At 63.4% G+C, this 13974-nt stretch carries 9 protein-coding genes; 4 read left to right on the forward strand and 5 right to left on the reverse strand.

Annotated features, from left to right (window positions below):
- Window positions 1-93 precede the first annotated feature (93 nt).
- The 4 genes from IVB36_RS34320 to IVB36_RS34335 form a co-directional block, all read right to left on the reverse strand.
- Window positions 94-2460: an MMPL family transporter gene (locus IVB36_RS34320; protein WP_018456926.1), complete on the reverse strand. Its 2367-nt coding sequence runs from the start codon at window positions 2458-2460 to the stop codon at window positions 94-96.
- Window positions 2461-2666: 206 nt separating this feature from the next.
- Entirely contained in the window at window positions 2667-3452 is a 786-nt protein-coding gene (eutC, locus tag IVB36_RS34325) for an ethanolamine ammonia-lyase subunit EutC (protein WP_085362342.1), read from the reverse strand.
- 6 nt (window positions 3453-3458) lie between these two features.
- On the reverse strand, window positions 3459-5045 hold the full coding sequence (locus tag IVB36_RS34330) for a B12-binding domain-containing radical SAM protein (RefSeq protein ID WP_085352431.1): 1587 nt from the start codon (window positions 5043-5045) through the stop codon (window positions 3459-3461).
- 151 nt (window positions 5046-5196) lie between these two features.
- Window positions 5197-6579 (reverse strand): ethanolamine ammonia-lyase subunit EutB, encoded by a 1383-nt coding sequence (locus IVB36_RS34335; protein WP_247394067.1) that lies wholly within the window; start codon window positions 6577-6579, stop codon window positions 5197-5199.
- Between the two features lie 219 nt (window positions 6580-6798).
- Between IVB36_RS34335 and IVB36_RS34340 the strand changes: the two genes are divergently transcribed.
- From IVB36_RS34340 to IVB36_RS34350, 3 genes are all read left to right on the forward strand, one after another.
- Window positions 6799-8538, forward strand: coding sequence for a HAMP domain-containing methyl-accepting chemotaxis protein (locus IVB36_RS34340; RefSeq protein ID WP_247394584.1), 1740 nt, complete (start codon window positions 6799-6801; stop codon window positions 8536-8538).
- A 409-nt stretch (window positions 8539-8947) separates the two neighbouring features.
- A complete protein-coding gene (locus tag IVB36_RS34345) occupies window positions 8948-9262 on the forward strand; it encodes a hypothetical protein (RefSeq protein WP_018456931.1) in 315 nt (104 codons plus the stop codon).
- Window positions 9263-9431: 169 nt separating this feature from the next.
- The gene (locus tag IVB36_RS34350) at window positions 9432-11336 is read left to right on the forward strand and encodes an AI-2E family transporter (protein WP_247300316.1); all 1905 of its coding nucleotides are present in this window, start codon (window positions 9432-9434) and stop codon (window positions 11334-11336) included.
- 110 nt (window positions 11337-11446) lie between these two features.
- Here the strand turns inward: IVB36_RS34350 and IVB36_RS34355 are convergent, their stop codons facing one another.
- On the reverse strand, window positions 11447-11938 hold the full coding sequence (locus IVB36_RS34355; RefSeq protein ID WP_026233268.1) for a septal ring lytic transglycosylase RlpA family protein: 492 nt from the start codon (window positions 11936-11938) through the stop codon (window positions 11447-11449).
- 630 nt (window positions 11939-12568) lie between these two features.
- Between IVB36_RS34355 and IVB36_RS34360 the strand changes: the two genes are divergently transcribed.
- Entirely contained in the window at window positions 12569-13906 is a 1338-nt protein-coding gene (locus IVB36_RS34360) for an epoxide hydrolase (RefSeq protein WP_247394070.1), read from the forward strand.
- Window positions 13907-13974 lie beyond the last annotated feature (68 nt).

Raw genomic sequence — 13974 nt, forward strand, 5'->3', positions numbered from 1 at the left:
CCCCGGTTCTCGCGAACCGGGGCTTGTTGTTTTTCGGAGGCGCGGCGCAATCGTCCGGACCGCGCCGATTCCGTGTCCGATGGATGCAGCCGCTCAGATCGCCGGCTTGTCGGTGCCCTGAAGCTTGGCGTGCAGATTGATCAACCACATCGCCGTCGGCCGCAGGATGAAGAGGTCGGCGACGAGCGCCATCACCATCGAGAAGGCGCTGAGCCAGCCGAACAGCCGTAGCGACGGCAGATCGGAGAACACCGTGACGACGAGACCGCAGGCCAGCACCAACGTGGTCAGGATCAAGGCCGGGCCGACCAGCACGGTCGCGCGCTCCACTGCGAGCGCCGAGCCGACGCCCGGCTTGCTCTCGAGCCTGAGGCGGTTGAGGAAGTGGATGGTGGCGCTTAAGCCCAGGCCGAACGAAACGGTCAGAGCTACGACACTGGCAAATTGCAGTCCCTCGTCCATCGCCCACAGCACTGTTCCCGACATCACGACGGGGAAGATGCCCGGCAGGATGCAGGCGAACATCACGACCCAGGAACGGAAGGCAAGGCCGATGAAAATCGCGACCAGCGCGAATTCGACGGTGAGCCCGCGGTTGAGCTTCTCGATCATGCCGGCCGAATTGCGCGCGGCAATCGCGGCAAGACCCGTGACCGCCACTTCATAGCCGGGATGCTTCTTGCGGACGGCGTCGAGCTCGGTATCGAGCTTGTCGACGATCGGCAGGAGCTGGCTGGAATCCTTGTCCGGCACGCGACCTGCGACCACGACCGCGTCCTGCTCGGCATCGATGAACCGGCGCACCAGATGCTCCGGAATGACGCTGACATATTCCTTCAGGGTCGCGACGTCGGCGCTGCCGGCCTTGTCCGCGAGCCAGCGGCGCAGGGTCTCGACCGACCAGACATTGCCGACACCGGCGGCCTTCTCCACCGTCGCGTGCACGTCCGCGATGGTCTGCAGCGTCTCCGGCGAATAGAGCGATTCACCCTTGGGGAACTGGATCAGAACGTTGACCGGGTTGGCGCCGGTGAGCTTGGCGTCGAGCCGGTCGCTGGCCGCGACCGCTTGGCGCTTGTCCGGCACCTGGTCGGCGAGCCGGTAGCGCGGCTCCAGATTTGCGTAGATGACGCCGAGGCCCGCCACGAACACCACCGCGATCAGGCTGAACAGGCCGGGACGGCCCACCATGCGCACCGCGATCCAGTAGCAGAAATTACGCAGCGCTTGTACGCCGGCATCCGCGCTCTGGAACTTGGTCGCAAAGACCTTCTCGTTGCGCACGAGCAGCACGCCGAACACCGGCACGAGCGACAACACCGCAACCAGCGCGATGATGGTGGCGGCGAGACCCGCCTCGCCGAACTTGCGGATCAGATCGGAGTCGGAGAACTGGAGCGCGATGAAGGAAATGCCTGCGGTGCCGTGCGTCAGCACGCAGGCCGGTCCCACCACCAGCACCGCGTTCTTGAATGCGGTGAACTTGTCCTGGCCCGCGATCAGCCGGTCGCGCGCGGCGAAGGTGAGCTGCATCGAGTCCGAGAAGCTGATGACCATGATGAGCGGCGTCATCACGTTCAGGAACATGTTGAGATTGAAATTGGCCCAGCCGAGCGCGCCGAGCGCCAGCAGGATCGCGATCATCGGCGGGAACGCCGCCGCCACCATGAACGAGATTTTGCGGAAGAAGATGATGGCGATGACACAGCCGGCGAGAATGCCGAGGATGTTGTAGGTGAGCCCGTCGCGCTCGACCGCGTTGCGGATCTCGAGCTGCATCACCGGCACGCCGGAAAGCTGCACGTTGAGCCCGGTGTCACTGAGGTCTTCCTTTATCAGCGCGCGGATGTCGGCGACGGTCTTGGTCAGCTTGTTGGAGGCGACCACCTCCGGATCGAGCGACAGCACGATCAGCGCCAGCGTGCCGTCCTCGGACAACAGCTTGCCGCGGATGATCTCGTTGGCTTTGACGCCCTCGATGAACTTGTCATAGGCCTCGCCCTCGGGCAGCTCGGGCGGGAACAGTGCGGCGGGAAGCTTGCCCGGAGCGGGCGCCTGACGCGCGGAGAACAGCGAGACCAGTCCGCGCGTACCCTCGACCAGCTGCATGTCGGTGACGAAGTCGCGCAGCTTCTCGAGGTTGTTCCGGGCCAGCAGGGTCTTGCCCTCGACTACGACGAGGACATCGAATTCCTCGGCCGGGAACTTCTTGGTCACCGCTTCGTACTGGCGGAATTCCGGCGTGTTGGACCGGAACAGCTGCGACAGCGAATCGTCGATCTTGATCCGGTGGATGCCAAACACGGCGCCGACGATCAGCACGAGCAGGACGACGCAGGAGACGATGGGCGCCCGGACTGCGATCAGCCCGATGCGCTCCAGCCCGAAGGCGATCGAGGACGCAGGTCCCTGCTCGACCTTGTCGACATGAACCTCACTCTCGCTGTGCTTTTCGAGCATGCCTTGTCCAGTTCCTAAATCGGCTCGGGTCTGTGAGCTTGTCGCGCCCCGCGAACGGCTTGAAAATGCCATACCAATGGGAGGCTTGCCCTTTGAAAATGCGCAGAAAATCGCTGCGAGGGGTTTAGCAGGTCAATCGCCCTTCTCGCAAGCAGGCGGAGTGTGGCCGAATCGATCAAGATGTGGCGATTTTGCCTTAATGCCCTTCATCCGGGCAAAGCCGTGCCAATTCGACGCGGCGCCCGGTCTGCGCTCTCGTCCTTCAGCGCCACACCGCTCACTTCCCGCGCGAGCCCCTCGCGGACCAGCCAGGCGATCTTGAAGGCAGCCTCGTCATAGCTCAACCCGGCCTTGTGGATGTTCGACACGCAATTGCGCTCGGCATCGGTACGGCCCGGCTTCGGGGCGAACGTCAGATAGGCGCCGAGACTGTCGGGCGCCGACAGGCCCGGCCGCTCGCCGATCAGCATCACGACCATGCGCGCGCCGAGAATGGCGCCGATCTCGTCGCCGAGCGCGACGCGCGCGCCTGAGGCGACGACGACATGGCCGATCGCGACACCATCGTCGGCCGCGAGCAACGGCAGCAGGCGCATCACCAGCGCGGCCGCATGGGCGTGGACCGCCGCCGCCGACAGGCCGTCGCCAATCACGAGTGCGAGTTGGCACGGCTCCGAGGCGCTCCGCGCCAAGGACTCGGCTGATCCGGCATCGAGCCGTCTGCCCAGATCGGGCCGCCGCAGATAGTCCCCGCGGTCGACCGCCCGGCTGTTCGCCTCGGTGACGACGAGGCCAAGCGCGCAGAGATCCGCGACCAGCCGCGGCGCATCGAACACGGCGTGTACGGCATCGCGGGCGCGGGCGTGGTCCAGTGTGAAATCGAGCAGTGCCCGCGTCGGCAGGCTCGCGCCGCTGCGCCCCAGCGCCACGCGCGCGGGCGTGAGCGAACGCAGATCGAGGGTCGGACGACGCGGGATGGCCGGATCAGACATGTCGCATCATTCGGCGGGGACGGAGGCCTCGCGTAGCCGGATCGAATAGTTCGAGGCGTTTTGCTGGCCGGTCGAGGCCGCCCGCGCAAAAGTGATGAGATGGTGCGCGATCAGGGTGCAGCCGATCAGCCCTTCGAGATCACCGCGCTTGATGCGGCCCAGCGCGAACTTCCAGAACACGCGCTTGTAGTCGCCGAGCACGCCGACCTTCCAGAAGATGTTTCGCAGCATGACGAGGCCGCGCCTGATGTTGGTCCAGGTCTTCATCTCGTCCGGCGTTGGCATCTTGAGGCGGTGCACGTAAACGTGGTCGCATTGATACTGGAAGCGCCCGTAGACCTTCTCGGGCTCGTAGGCGACGGCCATGGCGTGCTTCCAGGACGCAACGACGTCGTCGTAGGGCAACAGGAAGTCAACATTGGAATCGCGCCCGTCGTCCTCGACCAGGCGCCCCTCGCGCTCCAGACGGTCCCACAGCGGCGTCTTCGGCAGCGCCTGAAGCAGGTTGATCGTGAGCAGCGGAATTCGGGACTCCTCGACAAAGGCGAGCAGCGCCTCCGAAGTGTTCGGCTTGTCGGTGTCGAGCCCCATGATGATGCCGGACACGACCTCCATGCCGTAGGAGTTGATGGTTTGCACGCCCTCGAGGATCGGGACCATCATGTTGTGGTCCTTGTGCATCGCCTTCAGCGCATCGGGGTCGGGCGTCTCGATGCCGCAGAAGATGGTGACGAAATAGGCCTCGCGCATCTTCTCGAGGATTTCCGGCCGCTTGGCGATGTTGAGCGTCGCCTCGCAGGCGAGCCGCACCATGTAGCCGGTCCTCTTCTGCCATTCGATCAGATGCGGCAGGAGGTCGAGCGCCGCCTTGCGGTTGCCGATGAAATTGTCGTCGACGAAATAGACCGTGTCGGTCATGCCGCATTCCCGCAGGCGGTCGAGTTCGGCGATGATCTGCTCCGGCGACTTGAGGCGCGGGTTGCGGCCATAGAGGCCGGGGATGTCGCAGAACTCGCACTGATACGGACAGCCGCTGGAATACTGGATGCTGCCGAGGAAGTATTTCTTCACGTCGGCGAGCTCGTAGGCCGGGATCGGAAACTCCGTCATCGGCACGCGGTCCTTGGTGGTCAGAACCACCTGGGTCTCGGGACGCGAGATGTCGCGCGACAGTATCTCGAGCAGCTGATTGGTGGCGTCGCCGAGCTCGCCGACATGGAGATAGTCGAAGGATGGATAGTAGTTCGGGCAGGCGCTGACGGAGGGGCCGCCGAGCGCGACCGGCAGATCGAACTCGTGGGCGCGGCGGCAGATATCGTTCATCTGCTGGCGCTGGATGTGCATGCCGCTGACGAAGACCGCCTCGGCCCATTCGAACTCTTCTCTGGTCGTACGGCGAAGGTTCTCGTCGACGAATTTGACCTGCCATTCCTCGGGCAGATAGGCCGCGAGCAGCAAAAGTCCCTGCGGCGGCATGAAGGCGCGGACGCCATCGGTTAGTGGGTAGGAATGCTCGAACGTCCCGAACGACGATGTGTATCGCGGAAACACGCAGAGAATCCGCCGGGACGTCCCGTTACTTTCAGCTCGCATCAAAGCTCCCCCGCCACGCTCGACTTAGCTGCGGAAATTGCCAGACAGCTACATAGCGTAATGCTGCCGCCGGAATTTCTCAATATTGTGGCAGAGCTTAATTCCCTTGGGCACCAATGGTTTCCTCGGGCCACCGGGTGCTTCCGCCACGTCACGCGATCAACCGTGAGGCAAAATCGGGCAGCAGGCCTGCATCGCCGGCAAGACGGAAATCGGGGCCCGCAATGCCCGACCGCACCAGCCAGTCGTCGAATTCCGGCGCACGACGCAATCCGAAGACGTCGCGGACATAGAGCGCGTCGTGAAAAGACGTGGACTGATAGTTCAGCATGACGTCATCGGCGCCGGGGACACCCATGATGAAGGTGACGCCGGCGGCCGCAAGCAGCGTCAGCAGATTGTCCATGTCGTCCTGGTCCGCCTCGGCGTGGTTGGTGTAGCAGACGTCGATCCCAAGCGGCAGGCCGAGCAGCTTGCCGCAAAAGTGATCCTCCAGCCCGGCCCGGATGATTTCCTTGCCGTCGTAGAGATATTCCGGGCCGATGAAGCCAACCACGCTGTTGACCAGGAGGGGCGCAAAGGCGCGGGCCACCGCATAGGCGCGGGCCTCGCAGGTCTGCTGGTCGACGCCGTGATGGGCATTGGCCGATAGCGCCGAGCCCTGCCCGGTCTCGAAATACATCACGTTCTGCCCGACCGTGCCGCGCTTCTGCGACAGCCCGGCCTCTTGGGCCTCCTTGAGGAGCGCGAGGTCGACGCCGAAACTGCGGTTGGCGGCCTCGGTGCCGGCGACCGACTGGAACACGAGGTCGACCGGCGCCCCCTGCCCGATCAGCGACAGCGTCGTGGTGACATGGGTCAGCACGCAGGCCTGGGTCGGGATCTTCAGCCGCGCGATGACCTCGTCGAGCAGCCGCAGCAATTGGCCGATCACGGCCGGGTCGTTGCTCGCCGGGTTGATGCCGATGCAGGCATCGCCGGCGCCGAGCAGGATGCCGTCGAGGATGGAGGCGGTGATCCCTCTGGCGTCGTCGAAGGGATGGTTGGGCTGGAGCCGGGTGCTCATCCGGCCCTTCAGACCGATGGTGTTGCGGAAAGCGGTGGTGACCTCGCATTTCCGCGCCGCCAGGATCAAATCCTGGTTGCGCATCAGCTTCGACACCGCCGCCGCCATCTCCGGGGTGATGCCGCCGGCCAGCTTGCGTAGGATTTCGGGCGTCGCGGCGTCCGATAGCAGCCAGTCGCGAAAGGCGCCGACCGTCAGCGAAGCCACCGGCGCGAACGCCTTGGCGTCGTGGCTGTCGATAACGAGGCGGGTGACCTCGTCGGTCTCATAGGGGATGACGGCTTCCTGTAAGAACTGCCCGAGAGGGACGTCGGCCAGCACCATCCGCGCCGCGATCATCTGTTCGGCACTGGCGGCGGCGATCCCGGCCAGCCGGTCACCGGAGCGCGGCGGCGTCGCCTTGGCGAGCAGGTCGCGCAAATCCGGGAACGTGTACGTCGTGGCGTCGATGGTGTGGCGGTAGACCAAGGGTCTCTCCGGGGTTCGTCGGCCAAAGGCCGACTCCAGGGCAATCCCAAGACTATACCTTCAGATCAAGACGCTGAAATATCGACCTTTCTTTCGACCGAGGGCGAAGGAGGCCAAACCCGGCGTTAACGCCGCGTCCATCTTCATTCTGCATAGTTTTGCATTGATTTGTACGACTGCGCTCTCCGGCCGCTCCCGGCCATTCGGGCCCCTGAAACCATGAAAACCGACCAATCTGGGAATGCCGCCGGCCTCGCCGGCCGCTTCACGCTTGCCAACAAGCTCTACGCGATCTTCGCGCTGTTCGCGCTGCTCACGGCCGCGATCGCGATGCTGTCCGACTACAACAGCCGCCGCGGTGCCGAGCTGACCACCGCGATCGAGACCGCGAACGCCGCCGCGCTGAACGTTGAGCGGGTCAACTCGCTGGTCTATGCGGTCGTGATGGAATCACGCGGCGTCTACATGTCGACCGAACCGGCCGTGGTGAAGAAATACGGCGAGGGCCTGCTCAAGTTCAACGCCCAGATCCTCGACGTCGTGAAGCGCTGGGAGACCATCGTCAAGGCTGACGATGCCGAACAGTTCGCCACCTTCAAGAAGCGCATCGAGCAGTTCGTCGAGTTTCGCAAGGAGCTGGTGCGCCGCGGCGTCGAGATCAATGCGGCCGCGGGCCGCGAATGGGGCGACAACGACGCCAACCGCGCCGTGCGCTCGGCGCTGAACAAGGATCTCGAGGCGCTGTCCAAAGTCTATTCCGAGCGCGCGAGGCAAATCGCGCACGAGACCGAGACCAATCGCATCCTGTCCTTCGTCCTGACCTGCCTCGCCGGCGTGGCGCTCGCCCTCGTCGTGATCGGCATCGTCATCATCGCCCGCTCGATCGCACGCCCGCTCTCCGCCATCACCGCGACCATCAAGCAGGTCGCTGACGGCGCCGAGAACGTCGTGGTGCCCCACTCTGACCGCGCCGACGAGATCGGCGCACTGGCGCGCGCGATCCAGATCTTCCAGGACGCGATGGGGCGCAACCGCAACCTCGCCTCGCAGGTCTCGCAGGACTCCGCCGCGCGCGAGGAGCGCGCCCGCCACATCGAGCAATCCGTCGACGCGTTTCGCGAGGCGATCGGCGCGATCATGCGCGGCCTCAGCGACAACGCCTCCGTCATGCGCGAGACGGCGCAGACCATCACCCGCGTCACCGCGGACGCGAGCAGTCGCGCCGGCATGGCGGCGAACGCCACCGAACAGGCCTCGCACAACGTCACGGCGGTGGCAGGCGCGGCCGAGGAGCTGTCTGCGTCTGTTGTGGAGATCGGCCGGCAGGTGCGGCAATCCGCCAGTGCGGTCGAGCAGACCGGGCAGCGCACCGAGAAATCGATTGCCGAGATCGAGAGCCTGGCGGCCGCCACGCAACGCATCGACGGCGTGCTCAGCCTGATCCAGGCGATCGCCGAGCAGACCAATCTGCTCGCGCTCAATGCCACCATCGAGGCGGCGCGCGCGGGCGATGCTGGCCGCGGCTTTGCCGTCGTCGCACACGAAGTGAAGGCGCTCGCGGGGCAGACCGCGAAAGCGACCGCCGACATCAGCGAAAACGTCTCGATGATCCAGTCCTCCACCCGCAACGCGGTCGACGCCGTCCGCGAGATCGGCGGCGCGGTGCGCGAGATCAACGACGTCACCTCGGCGATCGCCGGCGCCATCAGCCAGCAGGACGCCGCCACGCGCGAGATCTCGTCCAACGCGCAATCGGCTGCCCAAGGCAACGAGACCCTCGTCGCCAACATCAGCTCGCTCCGCGACGCCATCGGCGAGACCGATACTGCGGCCTCCTCGGTGCTGAGGGCTGCGAGCAGCGTGACCGAGACGGCGGAGACGCTGTCGTGCGAGGTGGAGAAGTTCTTCCAGAACCTGCGCTCGGGCGCGGCGGACGGCCGCATCGCCAAGGCCGGGTAGCCGCACGTCCATCGCCAACAGAGCCGGCGGTGGGGTCGCTCCATCAAAAACGCGAAAACAACCCCATGCACAGTAGCCGGGGACAGCGATTTCAATGGCTTGGCTACCGCCCCGTCTTCTGCGGATTTGACGAATCTACTTGCTCCGTCGGGCAAAACAGGAGCATGATGTCAATGTTGGAGCTTTCCGCGCTGGGCCGGCAGGATCTCGAAGCCGATCTTCACAGAGACCGCGCGATGCCTCTCTCCGCAATCCCATCTTCCTCGCCAATCATGGCGAGTTCACCTGTCTTTCGGGCAGGGAATGCCTGCGAACAGAATGGCGGCAGCTGACGATATCTGTTCAGCCATGGAACCATTGGGTTCCCAGTCTATTGCCTCACTGACACATCACATTTGGGAGAAACACGATGAAATTTTTCACAGCCGCCCTGGCGGCCGCAGCAAGTACCCTTCTCGTGACCGCCGCTGCTGCAGCCCCGCTGTCTCCCACCCTGTCTGTCGCTCCGGACAGCAACATTCAGAACGTGCGCATGGTCTGCAACGAAGACGGTCGTTGCTGGCGCGAGCGCGGCGAACGCCGTGTCATCATCCGCGAAGGGCGCGATTCCTACGGATATGCGCCTCGCGAGCGCTACATCGAGCGGCGCGGCTATGAAGAGCGCAGCGGCATCGGCTTCCGCGCTCCCGGCGTGAGCGTCGGGATCGGCACCGACCGCTACTGAGATACGAATCCTGTGAATGCAAAAGCCGCGGAGCAATCCGCGGCTTTTTTGAACTCACTGGACGTCAACAAACTCGCCGCTTTTCCCGGCCTAGCGAGGAGCTGTGATCAGGCAGCCATTCAAAGCACGAACACCGGAAGAATTGATTTCGCTATTGAGCGCCGTGGCGATGGCCATTCTCGCCGCGATCATTGTCATGGTGCTGTATTATGGTCGCGAGATCATCATCCCCATAGCGCTGGCCGTCTTGCTCAGCTTCGTGCTGGCGCCCCTGGTTCGACTGGTTCAGCGTCTGCGCATTCCACGCAGTTTGGCTGTGGTGAGCGTGGTCGTGATCGCCTTCGCATTCATATTTGCGATGGGCAGTCTCCTTGCTACCCAACTCACGCAGCTGGCTGGCGATTTGCCGCGATATCAGTCCACAATAAGCGAGAAGATCCAATCCTTCCGTGAGACCACCGCTGGTCGAGGCACGCTCGAGCGGGCTTCGAGCATGTTGAAGGACCTCAGCAAAGAACTCGACAAGCCCAAGGAGGCCGCGAATTCGTTGGGCACCATAGCAGCTCCGAAAGCGGCCGCGCCGAGGCCCGTTCCTGTGGAAGTGCTTCAGCCCGATCCCGGCGCGCTGGAGAGCTTGCAAACGCTGATTTCACCCTTGCTTCATCCGCTCGCAACGACCGGGATCATCGTCATATTCGTGATCTTCATTTTGCTTCAACGCGAGGATCTTCGTAATCGTCTGATCAGGCTGGCCGGTTCGGATGACCTGCAGCGCACCACGGCTGCCCTTGATGACGCGGCGAGCCGCCTCAGCCGGCTTTTCCTTATCCAGCTTCTCGTGAACGGCAGCTTCGGCATCATCATCGGAACGGGTCTCTGGCTGATCGGCGTTCCAAGCGCGATCCTGTGGGGTATTCTGGCAGCAGTGCTGCGCTTCGTGCCTTACATCGGGGCGGTCATCGCCGCCGCCTTTCCTCTCGCTCTCGCGGTCGCGGTCGATCCAACCTGGACGATGCTGCTTTGGACGATCGCGCTGTTCGTGGTGGTGGAGCCCGTCGTCGGCCATGTGCTGGAGCCGATGGTCTATGGACACAGCACGGGACTGTCGCCGGTGGCCGTTGTGGCTTCTGCGACGTTCTGGACGGCGCTCTGGGGTCCGATCGGCCTCGTTCTGGCGACACCACTCACGGTGTGTCTCGTCGTACTGGGCCGCCATGTCGAGCGGCTGGAGTTCCTGGACGTCATGTTTGGAGACCGACCAGCACTCTCTCCGCCCGAGATATTCTATCAGCGGATGCTCGCCGGCGATCCGACAGAAGCATCGGCAAAAGCCGAGGAGTTCTTGAAGGAGCGATCTCTTAGCTCCTATTACGACGAAGTCGCCCTGCGAGGACTGCAACTGGCTCAAGTGGATGCCGAGCGCGGCGCTCTGGCTCCCGACCGGCTGACCAAAATCAGGGATGCGGTCCAGGAATTTGCCAATAACATTTCGGAGCAGGATGAGCGTCTGCCGCCGAAGGTCGGCCCGACAACAGATGTCGAAGCTACATCTGCCATAGAAGGCGTGGCTGAGGACGCGCCTTATGAGAGTCTGCGGGTTCTGCGCAAGGAGGACTTGCCCGCTGGATGGCAAGGCGAACATCCCGTCCTCTGTGTGGCCGGGCGAAATCCGATCGACGAAGCCGCTGCGATCATGCTGGCTCAACTGACCGGCGCGCATGGCTTGTCGGCCAGAGTCGAGGCAGCGGAAGCGTTGTCGACGGCGAATATCTTCCGGCTGGAGACCGACGGGGTCGCCATTGTCTGCCTCGTCTATATGGATGCAAGCAGCCCTGCCCATATGCGTTACTCGGTGCGACGGCTTCGCCGTAAATTGCCGAAGGCCACAATCATTCTGGGTTGCTGGATGAAGGACATCGAGCCAGCGGCGCTGGAAAGCCTGCGGGAAGGTGCCAAGGCGGATCTGGCTGCTGCAACTCTGGGCGGAGCGCTTAAACTCTGCATAGAGGCGACAGGTGTGGATGGCCTTGGCACAGGAGCCGAAGGCCAGATTTCGAAGATCACGGCCGCTTAGTAGTTTAGACGCGTAGACATGGCTGCTGCGGGCGCGCAGCAAACCGTGATGTCATCATGGCGATGGCGTCGGGACCTTCGGTCGTACTGCGCGACCTTCTGGTGCGACGTTCAGCCAACCGGTCCGGGGGTCCAATCGCCGCCGGCAAGCGGTCGGACTTTTACGTCAGGAATGACCCCGCGCTCCAGGCTCGGATCGAAATGGCGCATCGTCCGCTCATTGAAGTCGATGATGCGGCCAGGCCTTAGCGGTCCCACGTCATTTATCCTGACGATGACCTTCTTGCCGACGGCCTCGACGAGGGCGTATTTCGGCTTCGCGCCAAATTGGACCCCACCGAATTTCTTACGCAAGCTCGTCTTGATGGCAGCCGACCACACCGAGGGATCATAGCGCTCGCCGGAAGCCGTCTTCGGGCCGCCCTCCTCTTTGCCCGGCTTGAACGGATTGTACATGGATGCCGCGCCAACGATCGCTTCCCCGGAAGCGGCATCGTCGACAGCGTTTGAGTGAACCCCACCAGCTTCACATCGCGCTACAGAAACGGAAACGGCAAGCGCAATCATGGCGCCGCAAATTGCGGCGCTCGATCGGAACCCCATTATATCTCCTGTGATTTTCGATTGTTCAGTTCCGATGCCGCAAATCGTTTTGCGGGTCGAGCCAACCCCTGGCTCCGGAACCGTTGGAGGAACCGCAATAGTTCCAGCACCGTGTTTTAGTTGTCGCCGTCTAAGACAGACATTGCGTCAACAGCATGACGACGAGAGCCGCGGCGAAATAGCGCGACATGACTCTCATAGCGCGACCAATCAGGATAATCGGTGCGCTCGCCCGCCTGACCGTGTTTTCATTCTCATCGGCGGGTTTTCGCAGAAGCGATCATCGCAGCGACGGAGGCTGCCACCTGGCGTGAGAAGGCTTGCTTGCGCGATGTCACAGAGGGAGTTTGCAATGTCCTCGCGCAGCAAGGCCCGCTGCTGAATGCGTTCATGGACAAGGAGCCGACGCACAGATCCGATCAGCTTGTCTACTCCGTCCTTGTCGGGGGACAAGGGACAGAACTGCTGAACTTGTCTTTCTTCACCTTGCCCCTGCATCAGTCGCAACTGCTCACAGCATCTAACAAGCCTTAACGAGCTATTGACCGGCTTCCGAGCCATGTTGCAGAGCCAGACGAAGGACTGCCCTGCTCCGCAGGCTCCGATCGCCTGAAGCCAGGAGGGTGTCCCATGCCGATGCCATACAATTCCGAGAACACCATCGACAGAAGCCGGCGCGCGCTTTTGAGCACCGTAGCGATTGGAGTTTCAGCGGCGATTTCCGCGAGCGTGTTTCCGCTGCGTGCAGCGGCGGCCGCGGGCGAAAGCACAATTCACCCCTTCCACATTGCCGTGCCGGAGGAGGACCTTGTCGAGCTTCGGCGGCGCGTTTTGGCGACGCGATGGCCTGATCGCGAGACTGTTTCCGATCAGTCCCAAGGTATCCCGCTGGCGAAGCTCCAGCCCCTCGTCAACTATTGGGGGACGGCCTACGACTGGCGCAAGATCGAAGCGAGGATGAATCGACTTCCGCAGTTCGTCACCAACATCGACGGCATCGACATCCACTTCATTCATGTCCGCTCCAAACATCCCAATGCCCTCCCTGTCCTCATAACCCATGGCTGGCCGGGATCGGTTTTCGAGCAGCTCAAGCTGATCGATCCACTCACCGATCCGACGGCCCATGCGGGCCGGGCCGAAGACGCGTTCGACGTCGTGATCCCCTCGATGCCCGGCTATGGCTTCTCCGGCAAGCCGGTCGATACCGGTTGGGGTCCCGACCACACAGCGCGCATCTGGGCGGAACTGATGAAGCGCCTGGGCTACACCCACTATGTCGCGCAGGGCGGCGACTGGGGCTCGCCGGTCTCGAGTGCGATGGCACGGCTGGCGCCGGCAGGCTTGCTCGGCATCCATATCAACTTGCCGGCGATCGTCCCGCCCGATATCGCCGCGATCCTCGCGGCCGGCGGGCCTGCTCCGGCAGACCTCTCCGCCAAGGAACGCGCGGCGTTCGATGCATTCAGTGCGGCCGGCAAGATGGGCAACCGGTCCTACGCGCTGATGATGGGAACGAGGCCGCAAACGATCGGCTACGGCTTGACGGATTCTCCCGCGGGCCTGGCAGCCTGGATGCTCGGACATCCCGGCTTCTCGCATTGGAAGTTCGACGACACCGACTCCGAAAAATCCCGCGACGAGGTGCTGGACGACATCACGCTGTACTGGTTGACGAACAGCGCCACCTCCTCGGCGCGACTTTACTGGGAATATAGCGGGCGCAGTCCCGCCCTTGCAGGTCCGGAGAAGACTGCGGAGATCTCACTGCCGGTGGCCATCACGGTCTTCCCGGGCGAGAGCTATCAAGCCCCGGAGACGTGGGCCCGGCGCGCCTATCGCAACCTGACCTACTTCCACGAGGTCGACAAAGGCGGTCATTTTGCTGCCTGGGAGCAGCCGGCGCTTTTCTCCGCCGAGCTGCGCGCCGCATTCAGGCCCCTTCGGCCCGCACATCTGGTCCAGTGACGGTGGTCAAGGCGCCGCCGGCAAGGTGTTCATGCCGCCTTGCTTTGCGCGGGAAAGAAGAAATGGGG

Origin of the sequence: Bradyrhizobium sp. 35 (genome assembly GCF_023073215.1) — a bacterium.
GTDB classification, from domain to species: domain Bacteria; phylum Pseudomonadota; class Alphaproteobacteria; order Rhizobiales; family Xanthobacteraceae; genus Bradyrhizobium; species Bradyrhizobium canariense_D.

Coding starts and splice junctions, on each gene's coding strand:
- IVB36_RS34320 (WP_018456926.1), bottom strand. CDS start 2,460: ATGCTCGAAAAGCACAGCGAGAGTGAGGTTCATGTCGACAAGGTCGAG.
- eutC (WP_085362342.1), bottom strand. CDS start 3,452: ATGTCTGATCCGGCCATCCCGCGTCGTCCGACCCTCGATCTGCGTTCG.
- IVB36_RS34330 (WP_085352431.1), bottom strand. CDS start 5,045: ATGCGAGCTGAAAGTAACGGGACGTCCCGGCGGATTCTCTGCGTGTTT.
- IVB36_RS34340 (WP_247394584.1), top strand. CDS start 6,799: ATGAAAACCGACCAATCTGGGAATGCCGCCGGCCTCGCCGGCCGCTTC.
- IVB36_RS34345 (WP_018456931.1), top strand. CDS start 8,948: ATGAAATTTTTCACAGCCGCCCTGGCGGCCGCAGCAAGTACCCTTCTC.
- IVB36_RS34350 (WP_247300316.1), top strand. CDS start 9,432: ATGGCCATTCTCGCCGCGATCATTGTCATGGTGCTGTATTATGGTCGC.
- IVB36_RS34355 (WP_026233268.1), bottom strand. CDS start 11,938: ATGGGGTTCCGATCGAGCGCCGCAATTTGCGGCGCCATGATTGCGCTT.
- IVB36_RS34360 (WP_247394070.1), top strand. CDS start 12,569: ATGCCGATGCCATACAATTCCGAGAACACCATCGACAGAAGCCGGCGC.